Raw genomic sequence first — 16,365 nt, forward strand, 5'->3', positions numbered from 1 at the left:
TCCTTCAGCTACATTAGCTAGATTGACCGTAGATTACATCCTGTAACCACTAGAAAGAGACTGTCGATTCATTGTGGATAGTTGCAACAAGCAATAGAAAAAGGAAAAAATCAGCCTACAAAGGCGGACGCTGCCGCTTCTCCATTCCCATTCTTGCTCTCCGTTTCCCCTTTCTCATTGCTTATCAATAGTTGCCCACAATGAATCGACAGTCTCAGAAAGGGGATTAAAGTCTGTCTTCTAATCCCCTGCCCATCAAGCCGGATTCACTTTATTCGTGGATGATCACTTCACATTGTTATAGCGATCGAATGCAGTTTGATAAATGCCTACGTATTCATCCATCCCCATAGCGTTAAGCTGCTTCAGGTAGCCATCCCACTCCTCGTCGATTCCGCCCTTAACAATCCATTTGGCATACATGCTATTGGCATACGTATTGAGATCGGTGCCAACTGTCGCCAGTTTCTGAGATTCCTCTTGGCTAACAAAAAATTTCGGGAATCGATTTACCGTATATCCTTCATATAGTTTGTCATAACCCTTTTTTTCCACCATGTGAGATGGAATATCCAGAAAACGATTTGCATTACTTCTAGTCATGAAGCTAAATCCTGATGAGCTTGAAGGAGCAGTTAAACTCTCACTTGGGTTGTTCCAATCCAGGTTTCGAAGGATTTTGATTTTGTTGTCTGTTGTCTTCTCGATCGTATCTCCAAATCGATAGGAGAATGCCATTCTTAAACTGTTATCATCTGAAAGCAGATTATCTACCCATCTCATGAGAAGCTCTGGTTTTTCAGCTTTTTTAGTAATGGCGAAAGATCCATGCGTCGTTAGACCCGTTAGATTTTTCATCCACATTTGATGTCCATCCGGACCCTTTAGTGGACCTATTGCAATATAATCACCAACTTCTTCCTCTGTATTTGCCCAAGCCGTACTGCGCCAGCCTTGAAATGCACCTACAATTCGGGGAACTGTTTTGATTTTGGAGCCCATAACACTTCCATCCTGTGTAAATGACTCGTTATCAATCAGCCCCTGGGAATACAATCTATGGAAATATTTAATTGCGTTTTTATATTCTTCAGTTGCTGCCGTATAGAATACTTCGTTGTCTTTATTATAGATATGAGCACCGAATTGATTGGAGCCTGTTGGATAATAATCAATAACACCGAAAGCACCGAAAAGCTGTGAGAAAAAATTATTGCCCGGACCTGTAGTAAGTGGGATAACGGCCGATCCTTCAACAGTCTTTTTCTGCTCTTTGAATGCGAGCAGCATTTGTTCGAACTCATCCGTAGTTACCGGAACTTCCAGGCCCACATCCTCCAACCATTGTTTATTTACAAATAGCGGATAACCTACTTCTGGAACAACGCCATCATCGAAGGTTGGGATACTATAAATATGTCCGTCTGGAGCTGTTAATTGTTGCTTTAGCTCAGGGTATTCCACAAACACTTTATTCAAATTTGGTGCATATTCTTCAATTAACTTTTCAAGCGGGATTAACTGGCCTTGTGCTCCATAATTCAACAAATCAATTTCACTTAAAATGGCATGTCCAATAAAGGCATCCGGCAGCTCATCGCTGGCGAACAGCAGCCCTTTCTTCTCGTTCCATTGACTTTGAGCAACATCTTGAAACTTAACGCGGACATTAGTCTCCGCTTCTATATCTTTCCAATAAAGAATTTCTGAGCTTGCGGGCTTCCCATCGAGAACTACTGTAACTATATTCACTTCTTGCAGTTCCTTTGATAGAGGCAGTCCTTCCCTAGGTACCGCATCTTCTTTTGTCTCTTTGTTGTCTGTAGTTTCGCTCGGTGATGAAGATGGCCTATCCCCATTTTTCTTTCCCCCATTGTTGCTCGAGCATGCAGATAATAAAGTGACGCCAAGCAGCATGATCGCCAGCAAAAACACCAGCTTCTGACTTATTTTCATTGCTAACCCTCCTGGATTTTTATCAATCTATGCTAAGGAACGCTGCAGACATTCCAGATAGCCAACTTGACGATTTCATAGGACACCTTTCATGCTTTAACTGCACCGATCATAACACCCTTGACAAAATATTTTTGCAGAAAAGGATATACGATCAGCATAGGCAAGCTTGTCATAATAATAAGAGCATACTTAAGCTGTTCCATTTCCCTCTGACGGCGAACAGCGTCTTCAGCTCCTGCCACAAGATCGGATTGTACAGCGCTTTCAATCAATATGCCTCGTAAGACCAATTGCAGTGAAAACAAATTTTTGTCGTTCAAATAAATAAGAGCTGTGAAAAACTCATTCCAATGATCAACCCCGTAATACAACACCAATACAGCGATGATAGAACTGGAAAGAGGAAGAATAATCCGAAAAAAGTAGGTGAAATGATTGCAGCCGTCTATTTGAGCAGCCTCGTAAAGTTCCTCAGGAATGGACACCTGAATAAAGGTCCGGGCGATAATCACATTGAATATACTTACTGCTCCCATAATAATCATGATCAATGGTGTGTTATACAGTCCAAGATCCTTCACAAGCAAATACGTCGGTACTAGACCGCCGCCAAAAAACATAGGGATCAAAATAAATACAATCAACGCTTTTTTTCCAACGAAGCTCCTGCGCGACAATGTATAAGCAATGCCCATTGTCAATGCTACATTCAATGAAGTTCCGCAAACCGCATATAAAATCGTATTGCGGAAGCCAATCCAAACATCCTTGTATTGGAACACCTTTTCGTAGCCCAACGTCATCCACCCTACAGGCCACAACAGCATTTTCCCGTTGTTCACATACGTTGGATCGGAAAATGAAGCAATAAAAATGAAGTATAGCGGATAAAAAATGATCAATAAAATGATGCTTAATATTACATAATTGACAACATCGAAGATGCGGTCCCCTTTGGATAGCTTAATCGCCTTCACTGCTGTTTTCCCTCCTTCATTCCTTTACCACAAGCTTGTGTTTGATGAGCGTCTTGCTATTTGATTGACGGTAATAAGCAGGACCACATTAATAATTGAATTAAATAAATTAATTGCAGTAGAATAGCTGAAATCGGAATGAATCAAACCAATCTTATAAACATACGTACTAATAATTTCTTGCGATGCGGCGGTTAATGGCGTCTGCATCAGAAATACTTTCTGAAATCCAACATTCATAATTTGTCCGACTTGAAGGATGAGCAAGATGGTTGCTGTAGGCATAATACTCGGAAGATCGATTTTCAAAATCTGCTGCCATTTATTCGCTCCATCTACCTTGGCTGCCTCATACATCTCCGGGCTTATCGAAGCGAGTGCAGCCAAATAAATAATGCTCGACCACCCCATATTCTGCCAAACACCAGAAAGGACATAAATGGTTTTGAAATAGGCAGGTTCACCCATAAATAACATTCTCTCACCGCCGAAAGCGGCAATCACATGATTCACAAGACCTGATCCCGGAGATAGGAAAATAAAAACCATACCGACAAGTACAACTATCGAAATAAAATGCGGCGCATAAGTAACCGTCTGCACAATGGACTTAAAGCGCTTATTTCTCGTTTGATTAAGCAGCATCGCCAGAATAATTGGAATCGGAAACCCTACCGCCAATTGGTATACGCTTAAAGTCAGCGTGTTTTTTATGATGGGCCAAAATTGATACGATTTGAAAAATCTTTGGAAATGTTCGAATGCCACCCATTCACTTCCCCAAATCCCCAATACCGCGTTAAATTTTTTAAAAGCCATCAGTACGCCATAAATCGGAATGTAATGAAAGATGAGTAAGTAAGCGATTGCAGGTAAAGCCAAAACATACAATTGATAATCTCTAAAAACTTTTGTAAGGACTCCTCTTCTCTCCTTTACTGTTTCCATGTTCCACCTCTGCTGTTTTCTTTGTTCCGGCAGATCCAAGCTATAGCTGCCTTTCCATTTCACAATATCCGAGGGGCAATCATTTTGTAAATTTACAATTTCTCAGGTCCATGCAATTTATTAGTATTCACCCATAAACCTGCGCCCGCTAGCGGTTTAGCGGCTGTCAGTAACGAATTGTATATCCAAAATAATTGTATATCACGCAAGGTGAAACGGCTGTCGCCGTCCTTTTTGCGATCGCGAGTGTGCAATAAAAATAAGAGGGGAATAAACTCCCCTCTTACCAATCACGATTTTCAACTAGACATATACTTGCTGTTCTGTTTCCTATATTCCCCCGGAGTTACTCCGATCACTTGCTTGAACCTGCGGATAAAGCTAGTCACATTATAATAGCCTACTTCTAACGAGACATCCTTAAGAGGAAGCTTTGTTGAACTTAACAGTTGCTTCGCTTTTTCCATCTTTAGAAAAGTATCATACTCCAATATCGTGGATCCTGTCTGTTCTTTATAATATTGACTCAAGTAGGTTTGTGACATTTGGAAAACCTCAGCCATTGAAACAACACTGAAATCAGGGTTCGTATAATTCTCTTGAATGTAAGCGGTCATGCTTTCGGCTGGAGTTTCTTCTTTCTGTTGATTTTGCCTGTCAAGCAGGTCGCTAATTTCCCGGCTAATAGATTTAACAATTTCCACCAGTTCGTCAATCGTTTCAAATTCCTTGAGAAGAAGCGCATTAGGCAAAGCTGCATTGAAGGAGTGGCTGGATCTGTTAATTTCATCGAATGCTCTTACTGCTGTATGTATAATATCGAAGCAAACCATCCTTACAGCAAATAATGTCGTTTGTTTATTTTTAATACTGTTAATCACATCGTTGAGCAGCAACTCGATCTGTTCTTGATTACTCTGTTTAATATAATGACCGAGCTTCTCCACGATCTGTGCCGAATTAAGAACTAGCAGTTGATCACTTAAATGATTTTCTTCGAAATAGATCGATTGTCCAATCCCTTTAATTAGCCGATAATCTATCGCCGACATAGCTTCTAAATAAGACTTCGGAATAGCTGTTGGAGATATATAAATTCCACTTACTCCCATAGTGACATAGCTGTTGCTATATGCTTGCAGCTGCTCCTTTGATTTCTCCAACAACTCTTTCGCTTCAACAACATCCTCTTGATCGAAATTTATTAGCATAATTAACTTTTGTTGGTCCAGATCATCTCTGACATAGCTTAGCACGGGCTCGGAATCCCTCACCTCCAATAAAGCTTTCATCTTTGCATAGTTCAGGGCAGATTGCCCGTTTAGATGAAAATAAAAAATGGCGACTTGATAGGAGGTTTTATCTAATCGCAAGCCGACTTCCAACTGTTGCTTCTTAATTTGATCCTCTGACATGTTTGTCCCTTTAAAAAGATTAAATAAAAAGTAATCCTGTGCCAGAACAGACTGATCCAGCAGCTGAACATTTAACTGTCGATTTTGATGGCTTAAATAATCAAGTGCTTCCTTAACAGCATCAAGCTCATTTCCGTTATTTTCGCCCCCGCCCCATAGCATGTCGGAATACTTCTTTAAATTATAAATAGGACTGTAATTTAGCCTGATCGAGGCCCAAATCACACATGCGCCAAAAAGGAGAAGAATAACCGCAGTATACAGAAATACAAGTCTGGCATCATTAATTTTGTGCAATGCTTCTTCCTTAGGCACTATCGTTATATATTTCCAATTTGTTTGATCTGATTTTATATAGGAAAGAAGGTAAGCATTATGATTAAGTGTCACTGTGTCGTTAATGGAATAGCGATCCTCCCCGAACGAACTCACCATTTCTGTAATATCCAGGGAAGGGTCAGAAAGCAGTGATGCAACTACTTGATTTTCTTTGTCCAGCACGTAAGTATTTCCTGTATATTCATTATTAGCATCCCGCAAAAGTTCTGTTAACGCTTGTTCAGAAACAAGAACCATTAAGGTCCGATCGGCTGTAAAGCCGTCACTCGAGAGTGGATATAAAAACGTAACGACCCGACTTTTCACTTGGTTAGAAACCAATCCTTCGGCAGCCCGTACCTTAGGGTTTTTTAATGTGTTCAATTCATTCTTGATCGCTTCGAAACTCCATGAATCGTATTGATATAATTTTTTTTCGAACAATTGAAGAGGCATAGAGCTTGAAGAGGAATAGATGTATTCATCCCCGCGATGATAAAGGAACATCTCATAAAAAAATCGATCAGTTACCAAATAATTGCGCAGCTCCTTTGAAGCATTAAGAGCATTCAACGGATCATCGCTAAAATGAAAATAGCCAAGATCTCTCCGCAAGGAAATCTGCATGCTAATATTATACAATTGCTGCAATTTATCATCTGTTATGCTGCGCACCTGATCCAGTTTATTAAGATTTGCCGTAAGAATTTCATTTTCCAAACTATTAATAAAATGCAAATTAATAAGTCCGCCCAACACGATAACTGGCAGCATTAACAAGATCATATAAGAAGCAAGATGCTTAAAGAAAATCTTATGCGAATTTGAAGTAAAACTTTTCAATGCTTTCCCTTCCCTCTGAGTCCTTATCCCGGCATTTTGAATGCGTTTACAAAAATCTTATTCTCACTTTGTTTATGAAGGAGAACACATGCTAAAGTCAGTTTAATAACTCATTATAAGTCTTTTCAAAAAAAAGAGAAACCCGGCGTTTTGAAAAAAACGCGGATTTCTCTAATACCTGAGGAGCCAGCACTATACCAACTCCTTTTTTATGCCAACATATTTACTTATTTTTTGCTGGATTGCCGGTCAATCCCGATTGGGTGGTGGACTGCAGGTGGGATGAAGCTTTATGTATAGAAAAAATGAATGAACTATGTAAAACAAATGATTATCCGACTGCTTTTTTTGCAGCCAGCGACTTAATGGCTATGGCGGCGCTTAATAGTTTGTATAACAATGGTATATCCGTGCCTGACCAAGTAGCCGTTATGGGCTTATCGAATATAGAGGTGTCGAGTGTCGAAGTATTCCAATCCTCCGTTATCGACGATTCATGTACCAACCAAAGAAATAGGCATGTTAGCTCTTGATCTTTTATTGGAGCGCATTAACGGAAATACATTTTTGCCAAGGAGAGTTACCCTCCCTACACATCTCGTATTGCGCAGTTCAACTTAGATTTAAGTAACGATCAAAAGTGCAAGTTCCAGAGCTAATATTGCCCCGGAACTTGCACTTTCACTTCAGCAAATTATTGTTCATCCTCTTGCCATTTTCACAAACCCCAAACCTCAACCTCTGTATAGCTGTTCCAGGCATTTTTTGTATTGCCATGCCCGATTATTCTGACATAACGCGCAGTTGAATCGGCAATATCGAAGGTTTGTAAATTATTATTTAAAGCATTCTGCAGGCCGACGCTATGAGTAGTCCAGACGGTACCATCCACCGATGTTTGAATATCGAAGGTAAACGTTCTTTTGGAGGCATCATAAAATGCTATTTTTATAAAGGCAACCGTTTTGCTGGAGCCCAGATCAAATTTGATCCAAGCGCCATCGCCTTCGCCTGACCAGCGCGTGCTCAAGCTTCCATCCACGGCTCTGGCGGGAAGATTGAAATCAGAAGTGCTTGCCGTCACATTCGCTGCAGGTACCGTAAATTTTATAGGCGCTGGCGGCGTGATGTCGCTGCAGCTTGTATAAGAGGTTACCGCTCCCAAATACATATTACCGGCCGGAGTACGCGTATTATTGCACGCATTTGCTGAGCCTGCTTTGACATTGATAACATATCCAGTCGTATTATTCATATCGACGACATTGTTGTAAATATCGTTGTTATATCCCCATCCCGGCGATTTTTCATTTGTTTGAAACGCATCGTTGATTTGCGGGTTATTGTTGCGGTATCCAATATTATTGCGAATGATACTATTATTCCCTTTTATGTCTATAAAGCTGTCCGCTGCGTTTGCGCCAGAGATGCCTGTTCCGTCGAATGTATTGCCTTCTACTATGGTTCCTGTAGCGCCTTCTTTAATATCAATGGATTCAGCTCTTACGTTAGGGCCAATAACGTTATTTTTAATAACATTATGATCCGTTTCCTTGGCGAATGATCCCCATTTGCCTACATCTGAACCTACATAAACGCCTTCGCCGAATTGCGGATTTACAGTACCTATATCATAAATGTTAGAGTTTTGAAGCGTATTGAAAGAGCTTCCATCGCGATAATGAATGGCTTCCTCACCAATGTGATAAACCTCTACATTATCGATTAACGTATAATTGGCATTGTCCAGCACAATTCCTTTTTTTGCATTCGTAATTTTCACATTTTTTACAATCCAATAATCGCCTGTCATGTGCAAATTATAGTTTGCACTCGTTCCTGGTCCTTCAAGTATGGCTTTGTTGGAGCTATCGGATTGAAGGATGATTGGGTTAGCAGAGGTGCCATTAGCGCTGGCTACAAATACACCTGAAAACGTCACGCCAGCAGCCAGAGTAATAACATCGCCAGGCGCAGCATTCGATAATGCCGTGGTCAGACAAGCAGATGTGCTGCAAGTAATAGATGCAGCTATCGTTTTTTGAGGCAATAACCCAAAAGACAGCAGCACCAAGCATAGGCAGAAGAAAACAGCATAAATCTTGCTGATAAACCTGCGTTCCTTAATTACCATACAACAACTCCTCCTATTTTCATTTGGACAAGCGGTTACGACTGGATACCGGATATGGCGGCGGGATCACCTCCTTTATAACAACGAGCTAATAGGAACGCGTCTTCATTGTGGGCAACTCTGGATGAAGCAAAGGAAAGGGAAACGGAGAGCAAGATTGAAACTTATGTGGTGAAGAAAAGAAGCTTGCGGGTAATGAGCTGTGCCTACATCTTGACAGAAGTATATTTTATTTGTCTTGTTTTTTTTCAAGATCGTGTAGGGATGTTTGCAGATTTATAGATTATGCGAAGAATTGAACATACAAAAGACACCCGATCGGGTGTCTTTTAATGACTCTGTATAAACTATACGGCGTTTCTTATTGATTTCGGATCATATAATCAAAGGCTCCTAATGCTGCAGTAGCACCTGATCCCATAGAAATAATAATTTGCTTATAAGGTGTATTTGTACAATCACCTGCAGCAAATACGCCAGGAATACTTGTTGCGCCATGACTATCTACAATAATTTCGCCCATACGCGTACGTTCGACCGTGCCTTCTAACCACTCTGTGCTAGGTACGAGCCCGATCTGTACAAATACGCCCTCCAGATCAATATGCTTCGTTTCACCGCTTTCACGCTCGATGTAACTAATGCCGTCAACCTTGCTGGTTCCCGTAATTTCCTTCACTTGAGCATTCTTGATTACCGTTGTATTCGTTAGAGAATTAAGACGGTCTTGCAAGACAGAATCGGCTTTCAGCTCAGGCATGAACTCCAGCACCGTTACTTGCTTCGCGATGCCCGCAAGATCAATCGCCGCTTCAATGCCAGAGTTGCCGCCGCCAATAACTGCGACGTGTTTTCCCGCAAATAAAGGACCATCACAATGCGGACAGTAAGCTACACCTTTGTTCTTGAATTCCGCCTCGCCAGGCACGCCCAGATTGCGCCAGCGAGCACCTGTAGAAATGATGACGGTTTTACTTTTCAGAATAGCCCCATTTTCCAACTCTACTTCAATAAGTTCCTTTTTCTCCAGACGCTTCGCACGCTGCGCCTTCATAATATCTATTTTATATTCCTTCGCATGCTCTTCAAGGCTTGCAGCAAGCTTAGGACCCTCGGTATACTTCACACTAATAAAATTCTCGATACTTAGCGTATCATTCACTTGTCCGCCAAAGCGATCAGCGACAATCCCTGTTCGAATTCCTTTACGTGCTGCATAGATTGCCGCACTCGCACCGGCAGGTCCGCCTCCGACAACTAGAACGTCATAGGGCTCTTTGTTTTCAAACTCGGATTGATCAGCAGTACCCAGCTTGGCAAGAATATCGTCGATCGTCATTCTTCCGCTTTCGAAAAATTCTCCGCCCAAGTGAACCGTCGGCACCGCCATAATTTCCTTGCTTTCAACTTCTTCCTTAAAAGCTGCGCCGTCGATCATCGTATGGGTAATGCCGGGGTTAAGAACACTCATTAAATTCAAAGCTTGTACAACATCAGGACAGTTATGGCAGCTTAGGCTGACATAGGTTTCAAAATGATACTCGCCTTGTATGCTTTTAATCTGATCAATGACGTTTTGTTCAACCTTTGGAGGTCTTCCGCTTACTTGAAGCAATGCTAACACTAACGAAGTAAACTCATGTCCTAGCGGTACTCCAGCAAAGGTGACGCCAGTGTCTTCACCGATACGATTTACACTAAAGCTTGGTGTTCTAGACAATTGAGTTTGTTCAATCGTAATTTTGCTGGACATGCTGGATAACTCATTAACTAAATCCAGCATATCTTGAGATACCGAATCGTCTCCTGCACTGACTTTCAGCAGGACGTCACCTTCCATAAGCTGAAGATATTGCTCCAGCTGTGTTTTTATTTCTGCATCCAGTTTCATAGTCTCTCCCCCTTATATTTTACCTACAAGATCAAGGCTCGGCTTTAGCGTTTCAGTGCCTAGTTACTCCTACCTCCTAGTGAACTGAACCCGCTATAGTCTCACTTAACAAGTTAACCAGTCCTTATTTATAATTATTATTATATAGTAACGATTTTCAATGTCAACCTGTTCACTAACTCTTCATATTTGCTAGTATGTATCAAAAAATATAGATTAGTCCTGCAAATGCACATCATGTTTTAATTTTAGCGATGAGAGATTGAAAAAACCAGCCTCACGGCTGGCTTCCATACTTCTTATACAATCAGATTTTCTAACAGCTTAATTGAGCTTCTGGCCGCAATTCGGACAGAAGTTCGCTCCTTCATTTTTCGTGCCGCAATTTGGACAGAAGTTAGCCTTTTTGCTGTCCCCCTCAGAGGTTGGAGCGGAAGATGCGGATTGTTGATTTTGATTTTGATTTTGATTTTGATTCTGGTTTTGATTCATGTTTTTCAACATTTCATTAGCCATATTCATCCCCATCATCATACCCGCCATATCCGAAGCTGCGCCGCCGCCTTGAACTTTGCCCGATGCAATCCCTTCCGTCATAGCTGCCTGCTGATACTTCTGCATATTGCCGATCATCTCATAGGATGCATTCTTCGTAATCATGTCCTGAATTTCCTGCGGATAGTTGAAACTCATCACTTGGAAATTTGTAATGGAGAAGCCGTCATCCAACACCTGCATATCCAGGTCTTCACGAATACCCCTGGCGATATCAGAAGCGTTTGCTTGCAGATTAAACATATCTTTTCCTTCGCGGCTGATCCATTTCATCAGCAGCTGATCAAGCACGGAAGTAATACGGATTTTTACATCCTCTACCAGATAGCTGTTTTTCACGCCAGCAACTTTATTAATAAGGGTTACATAGTCGCTTACCTTAAAATTAAACGTGCCGTTTGCGCGAATAGGCATACCGCCTGGAAGCTGTGGAACAGGGATCATAATCGGGTTTTGCGTTCCCCATCTCACTGTAAATTCCTTCGTGTTCACGAATAGAACCTCTACACGCATCCCACTGTTGAAGCCGAACTTGAACCCTTTTAACGTAGAAAGAAAGGGAATGATCTCGGAATCTACATTATACTCTCCGTCATCCGTAAAGACGCCTTCGATTCTGCCGTTATTTACGAAGATAGCATCCTGGCCAGGGCGAATAATGAGCTTGCTTCCTTTTTTAATCTCACGATTGCTCCATTTCCAAAAAATCATGTCATCGCGAAATTCTTCCCATTCTACTACGTTTGCAAATTGATTTCTAAAAAAAGACATTTTCATCCATCCTTTCGATTAAAACCTTCCTCTGCTGCCGCTATGCGAATGTCCGCCGCCCGATATTCCGCCGCCTCCGCGTCCAGAACCGCCGCCGCCGTTGTTTCGTTCGATTTTATGCTTCGTCACTGTTGTATTAATATAACGATCCTCTCGTTCCAGCACTCCGGATTGATTGCTCGCCTCATAGGTTTTAGCATTTACGGTAACACGGCCTCCGGAACGATGAACCATGATCCACACCACTAAGGATGCCAAGCCTAGCGAAACGGCAAGCTGGAACCAGCGATTAAACAAAATATTGTCAGGATTGGTCCCCGGTTCAAATCCCATATATCTGTGAGCCGTTTTAATATACATTTCAAAAGCTCGCTTATATTCTCCATCTGACAAATTCGGGGTAATTTTATCGCGAATCTTGTTTAATCTCTTGTCATCCAAGTATGTCTCAGCTTTATAAAAACCTGCCAAGTATATTTCACGATTTCTCATATCCAGTGTCAGAATTACTGCATTGCCATGCGGCTTATCATAACCGGGAGCTTGATCGTCATAAAAGTCCTCTGTCAAAATTTGAACGTCTTTATTGTCAGCATTATTAATAGTCAAAATTATAATATCCGTTTCTCTTTCCGCTCCCAGCTCATTTGCCAAGGCAGTCAGCTCGCTGCGTTCGCCTTCTGAAAGCAGGCGCGCTTGATCAAATACTAACTGCTTCTGCTCAGGCGCAGCCATCAAACTTACAGGAACGAGCAAGGAAATAATAAGGCACACAAATGCAACTGCCGATACATATTTTCTCACCAGAATCCTCCTCCCATCAACCACGAGATGGTCTTTAAGGATAGGATAGAAACTCCCCATATTCCCGCGAACCAAGCTATTACCTTGTTAGGGCTAATAGGAGGCTTTCCGACTACTTTGCCGGTTTGGCCGTTCATTGCAAACGTATATACCTTTTTATTGTAATCATAGTATACCATCCAAACAGGAAGCAGCACATAATCAGAGTTTTTGAGCCTTGTATTAATTTGCTTATCGGAATAATTGACCGTATTGTAGCCCGCCACAGTAGACCCGATATAGGAGTCAATATAATGCTTTATTTTGTCTTTTACACGCGGCAGCAGCTCATTATCTGTATAACTGTATTTTTCTGCAATATATCCCGCAAGATACTGCGTTTTGAAGCTTTTCAGCTGATCATAAGGAAATGGCTCCAATTTGTCCATCAACTGATCATTCATTTTTTCAGATGCATCAATTGGCACCTTCACATAATTCAAGCGGATTTTTCGATAAATCTCGAAATGCCTGGTTTCGGTGTACCGATAGTCGCCTTGCTCATACATTCTAATTTTTGTGGCACGCCCGTGCACCTCAATATGATTGTCCAGATCATACAGCCAAAAGGGGACGTATAAGCCGGTAATATTTTTGACGCGATCTGCTGTCATGAAATCTTTAGGTGTTAACAGTCCATTTCGGCACCACTTTCGAAAGGCCTTCATCGCTTCTTCCTTTGGAATTGAAAAAGGGATCACCATTACCGGGGCAAGCTTTCCTGACAACCTGTCACCAAGAACGACCGCTGATCCGCAAAAGCTGCAAGAGGTTGCGCTCGTCTCTTCCTCGGTCATAATGACAGCTCCGCAGCTGTTGCAATGATATTCTAACGTTTTATCTTCATCTGAAAAAAACTGATTCGCAATTGGATCGGACAGTTGCTCGATATTATCCTGTCTTCCGCAGCTGTGACAAGTCAGCGTTCCTGTCTCTCCATCAAAGACCATCCCGCTGCCGCAATTGGGGCATTTATATTCGATAACCGGCATTTGCTTATTCCTTCTTCTTCATTTTTTCTTTAATGACAGACAGTTCCTGTTCGGTACTCATAGCTGCATTTTCGTCAGAATCGCTAACCGTATCTTGTTCCAATGCTTTGAACTTTTCATCCAGATCAATGGCTTGCCCATCATGCGAGAGCTCCGCTCTTGCCGCCGCTTCATCCAAAATCCGGTTCGCTTCTTCTTCTACAGCCTTGAAGGCATCATGAATCGAAGAGCCTGCAGTATTCAGCTGCTGCTGCAGCTTTGCATCTGCCAGCTTTCCCTTCAAGTCTAAACGGCGTGCTTCCAAACGATCTAAATCTGCCGCAAGCTTATCTTGAATCTGCTGCAAGCTTGCAGCTTTAGAGGCAGCCCGCTCATAACCTGCCTGCAATTGCTTCTGCTTCGCCGCCTGCAGTGACTTGCGCTCCAAAAATTTAAGAGCATCGTCATCATTTGCGGCTTCTACTGCCTTTTCAGCATAACGCTGAAGCTTATTCATTTCGCTTTTCGATTCATCAAGCGCTCTTTTTGCTGTATTCATCTCCGCTTGCGCCGATGCTGCCTCTGCTTTGATTTTGCCAAGCTCCATATTCGCATTTCGAAAAAAATCATCTAGCGCCTTCTCTGGATTTTTTGTACTGTCCTTCGAGGCGTTCACATTAGCTTTCACAATATTTTTGAATCTGGATAAAAGTCCCATGCCGAACTCCTCCTACAAAAAATGTTCTTTAAAATTGTTCTTATTTTATTATATACATTTTCTGCGCCCAAATGGTTTCATATTAAAGCATTATATTGTTATTAGTAAATTTTGAGACATTGTTATGCAATGTCTGCTAGCATGAAAATTTTTAAAGTAAAAAGCCGAGCTTAAGGATAACAATACTCAGCTCGGCTACTTTGAATTTATTGATTTGGCATGCGAATAACTCCTTGCTTGTCAGCCTGCTGGAGCATTCCCTTCGTTCTCATTTGCGGATCTATTAACAGCAATTTCCCTCCATAACCTTGAACATATTGGATAAAACTGTGCAGCAGCGCTTCGCCGGTAGTATCGATATAAGGCACTTCGCTCATATCAAGCTGTATAAATCCAGGCTTAGAGGAAGCAAGCTGCAGCAGCGCTTCTTTTACTTGCGGAGCACTGATAAAACTCATCGCTCCCTGAAGCTTTACATGCATGCCTGTCTGTTGATGATAGGAATGAGCAGCAGCAGCTATTTCCGATATTTTGCCAGAATCGGATGCTCGCATCACTTTACATTGAAATTTGTACCAGCTTGAAGCATTTTTAAATACTTGACCCCATCCTTTGGCAATACGTTGCAGAACGTTTAATTCTTTGCTGGATTCAAGCGTTCTAACATGAGCAGCAACCATTCGCAGCAGGTAGAAAACGATCGCAGCAGCCATGCCGATCCAAATAGCGGTAACTAAATCAGTTAAAACAGTCAATACAAAGGTACTGATTAGCAATAGGGAATCCGTTGTTTTTGCTTTTAAAATTTGGCTGAATTCCTTCCGCTCACTCATATTCCATGCGACAATCATCAAGATCGGAGCCATACTGGCTAGCGGAATTTCAGACGCCCATCTTGCGAACAGCATAACGACAAGCAGTACAAATAGCCCGTGAATAACCGCTGCGATAGGTGAGGCTGCTCCATTTTTAATATTAGCTGCCGTACGCGCAATGGCGCCTGTTGCGGGTATCCCGCCGAACAAAGGCACGGCCATATTAGCTAAGCCTTGTCCAACAAGCTCCCGATTGCTGTTATGAGCTGTTCCGCTCATACGGTCTGCAACAACTGCGGACAATAATGATTCGATTCCGCCGAGTAAAGCGATCGTCAAGGCCGGAAAGAGCATCATGCGAATATCGTGCAGCTGAATGTCAAGCCATTGGAATTTCGGCAGTGCGCTTGGGATCGCTCCATATGCAGTACGAATCGTTTCGACATGTGCAGGAAAGAGCAGCATCGCGATTACTGCTGAGGCAATCATGCCAATAAAGGAGCCTGGAATTTTAGGAAGCCAGCGTTGAACCGCCATAATAACTAAAAAGCAAATGATAGCAGTCAAAAGACTGTAGAAATGAACGGATGACAGATGAAGCAGTATTTCTTTCATATTGAGCAAAAAATATTCATGCTTCTCGAGCTGGCCCAAACCAAGTACATTTGGAATTTGCCCGCTGAATATAAGAACAGCTATGCCTGCAGTAAAGCCGATTGTGACGGGACGGGGAATAAATTGAATAGCTTTGCCCACACGCAATAACCCCATCATGATTAATAAAATGCCAGATAGAAAGCCTGCGATTAACAATTCCTTGTATCCATACTGCAGTACGATGGCTAGCAAAACCGGCACGAATGCGCCTGTAGGCCCGCCAATCTGAAAGCGGGTGCCCCCAAACAAAGCGATAATAATTCCAGCGATAATCGTTGTATACAGGCCATACTCCGGTTTAACCCCAACAGCAATAGCAAAAGCCATCCCGAGCGGGATAGCAATCATTCCTACAATTAAGCCTGCAATAAGATCTTTTCTGAACAAATCCCGATTATAGCCAACAAAACGGTCGAGCGCCCTCATGATAAGCACCTTCAATATTCATATATTTGATTATTTGAATATATTAAAGTTACTATACGATGGCTTGACCTGTCAATGCACTCATAATTGAATTACCAATAAAAAAGACCCGCTCTCAACATGC

At 41.9% G+C, this 16,365-nt stretch carries 13 protein-coding genes; 2 read left to right on the forward strand and 11 right to left on the reverse strand.

The annotated features are described in order from the left end of the window. Positions 1-285 precede the first annotated feature (285 nt). From ACRRU2_RS13500 to ACRRU2_RS13515, 4 genes are all read right to left on the reverse strand, one after another. Positions 286-1,956 carry an extracellular solute-binding protein gene (locus tag ACRRU2_RS13500; protein ID WP_432502345.1) on the reverse strand — a complete coding sequence of 557 codons (1,671 nt, stop codon included), beginning with the start codon at positions 1,954-1,956 and terminating at the stop codon, positions 286-288. Positions 1,957-2,045: 89 nt separating this feature from the next. Further along, positions 2,046-2,936 (reverse strand): carbohydrate ABC transporter permease, encoded by an 891-nt coding sequence (locus ACRRU2_RS13505; RefSeq protein WP_432502347.1) that lies wholly within the window; start codon positions 2,934-2,936, stop codon positions 2,046-2,048. A 24-nt stretch (positions 2,937-2,960) separates the two neighbouring features. Beyond that, positions 2,961-3,884, reverse strand: coding sequence for an ABC transporter permease (locus ACRRU2_RS13510; protein WP_432502349.1), 924 nt, complete (start codon positions 3,882-3,884; stop codon positions 2,961-2,963). Positions 3,885-4,183: 299 nt separating this feature from the next. Next, complete coding sequence (locus tag ACRRU2_RS13515; RefSeq protein ID WP_432502351.1) at positions 4,184-6,460, reverse strand: helix-turn-helix domain-containing protein; 2,277 nt, start codon at positions 6,458-6,460, stop codon at positions 4,184-4,186. Positions 6,461-6,726: 266 nt separating this feature from the next. On the opposite strand from ACRRU2_RS13515, the gene ACRRU2_RS13520 reads away from it, so the two are divergent. Beyond that, positions 6,727-6,993, forward strand: coding sequence for a substrate-binding domain-containing protein (locus ACRRU2_RS13520; protein ID WP_432502354.1), 267 nt, complete (start codon positions 6,727-6,729; stop codon positions 6,991-6,993). Then, on the forward strand, positions 6,980-7,081 hold the full coding sequence (locus ACRRU2_RS13525) for a hypothetical protein (protein WP_331700447.1): 102 nt from the start codon (positions 6,980-6,982) through the stop codon (positions 7,079-7,081). The genes ACRRU2_RS13520 and ACRRU2_RS13525 overlap by 14 nt, the downstream gene beginning before the upstream one ends. Positions 7,082-7,178: 97 nt before the next feature. On the opposite strand, the gene ACRRU2_RS13530 is transcribed toward ACRRU2_RS13525, so the two are convergent. The 7 genes from ACRRU2_RS13530 to ACRRU2_RS13560 form a co-directional block, all read right to left on the reverse strand. Next, complete coding sequence (locus ACRRU2_RS13530; protein ID WP_432502356.1) at positions 7,179-8,594, reverse strand: discoidin domain-containing protein; 1,416 nt, start codon at positions 8,592-8,594, stop codon at positions 7,179-7,181. A gap of 361 nt (positions 8,595-8,955) precedes the next feature. Further along, on the reverse strand, positions 8,956-10,485 hold the full coding sequence (ahpF, locus tag ACRRU2_RS13535; RefSeq protein ID WP_432502359.1) for an alkyl hydroperoxide reductase subunit F: 1,530 nt from the start codon (positions 10,483-10,485) through the stop codon (positions 8,956-8,958). Between the two features lie 324 nt (positions 10,486-10,809). Then, positions 10,810-11,811 (reverse strand): SPFH domain-containing protein, encoded by a 1,002-nt coding sequence (locus ACRRU2_RS13540; protein WP_432502361.1) that lies wholly within the window; start codon positions 11,809-11,811, stop codon positions 10,810-10,812. A gap of 18 nt (positions 11,812-11,829) precedes the next feature. Next, the gene (locus ACRRU2_RS13545) at positions 11,830-12,618 is read right to left on the reverse strand and encodes a TPM domain-containing protein (RefSeq protein WP_432502453.1); all 789 of its coding nucleotides are present in this window, start codon (positions 12,616-12,618) and stop codon (positions 11,830-11,832) included. Further along, positions 12,612-13,646, reverse strand: coding sequence for a TFIIB-type zinc ribbon-containing protein (locus tag ACRRU2_RS13550; RefSeq protein ID WP_432502364.1), 1,035 nt, complete (start codon positions 13,644-13,646; stop codon positions 12,612-12,614). Before ACRRU2_RS13550 ends, ACRRU2_RS13545 begins: the two co-directional genes overlap by 7 nt. Before the next feature lie 4 nt (positions 13,647-13,650). Then, positions 13,651-14,343 carry a PspA/IM30 family protein gene (locus ACRRU2_RS13555; RefSeq protein ID WP_432502366.1) on the reverse strand — a complete coding sequence of 231 codons (693 nt, stop codon included), beginning with the start codon at positions 14,341-14,343 and terminating at the stop codon, positions 13,651-13,653. Positions 14,344-14,549: 206 nt separating this feature from the next. Then, positions 14,550-16,241: a SulP family inorganic anion transporter gene (locus ACRRU2_RS13560; RefSeq protein ID WP_432502368.1), complete on the reverse strand. Its 1,692-nt coding sequence runs from the start codon at positions 16,239-16,241 to the stop codon at positions 14,550-14,552. Positions 16,242-16,365: the final 124 nt, after the last annotated feature.

The organism is Paenibacillus sp. GXUN7292, from assembly GCF_050864975.1.
In the GTDB taxonomy this organism is placed as follows: Bacteria; Bacillota; Bacilli; order Paenibacillales; family Paenibacillaceae; genus Pristimantibacillus.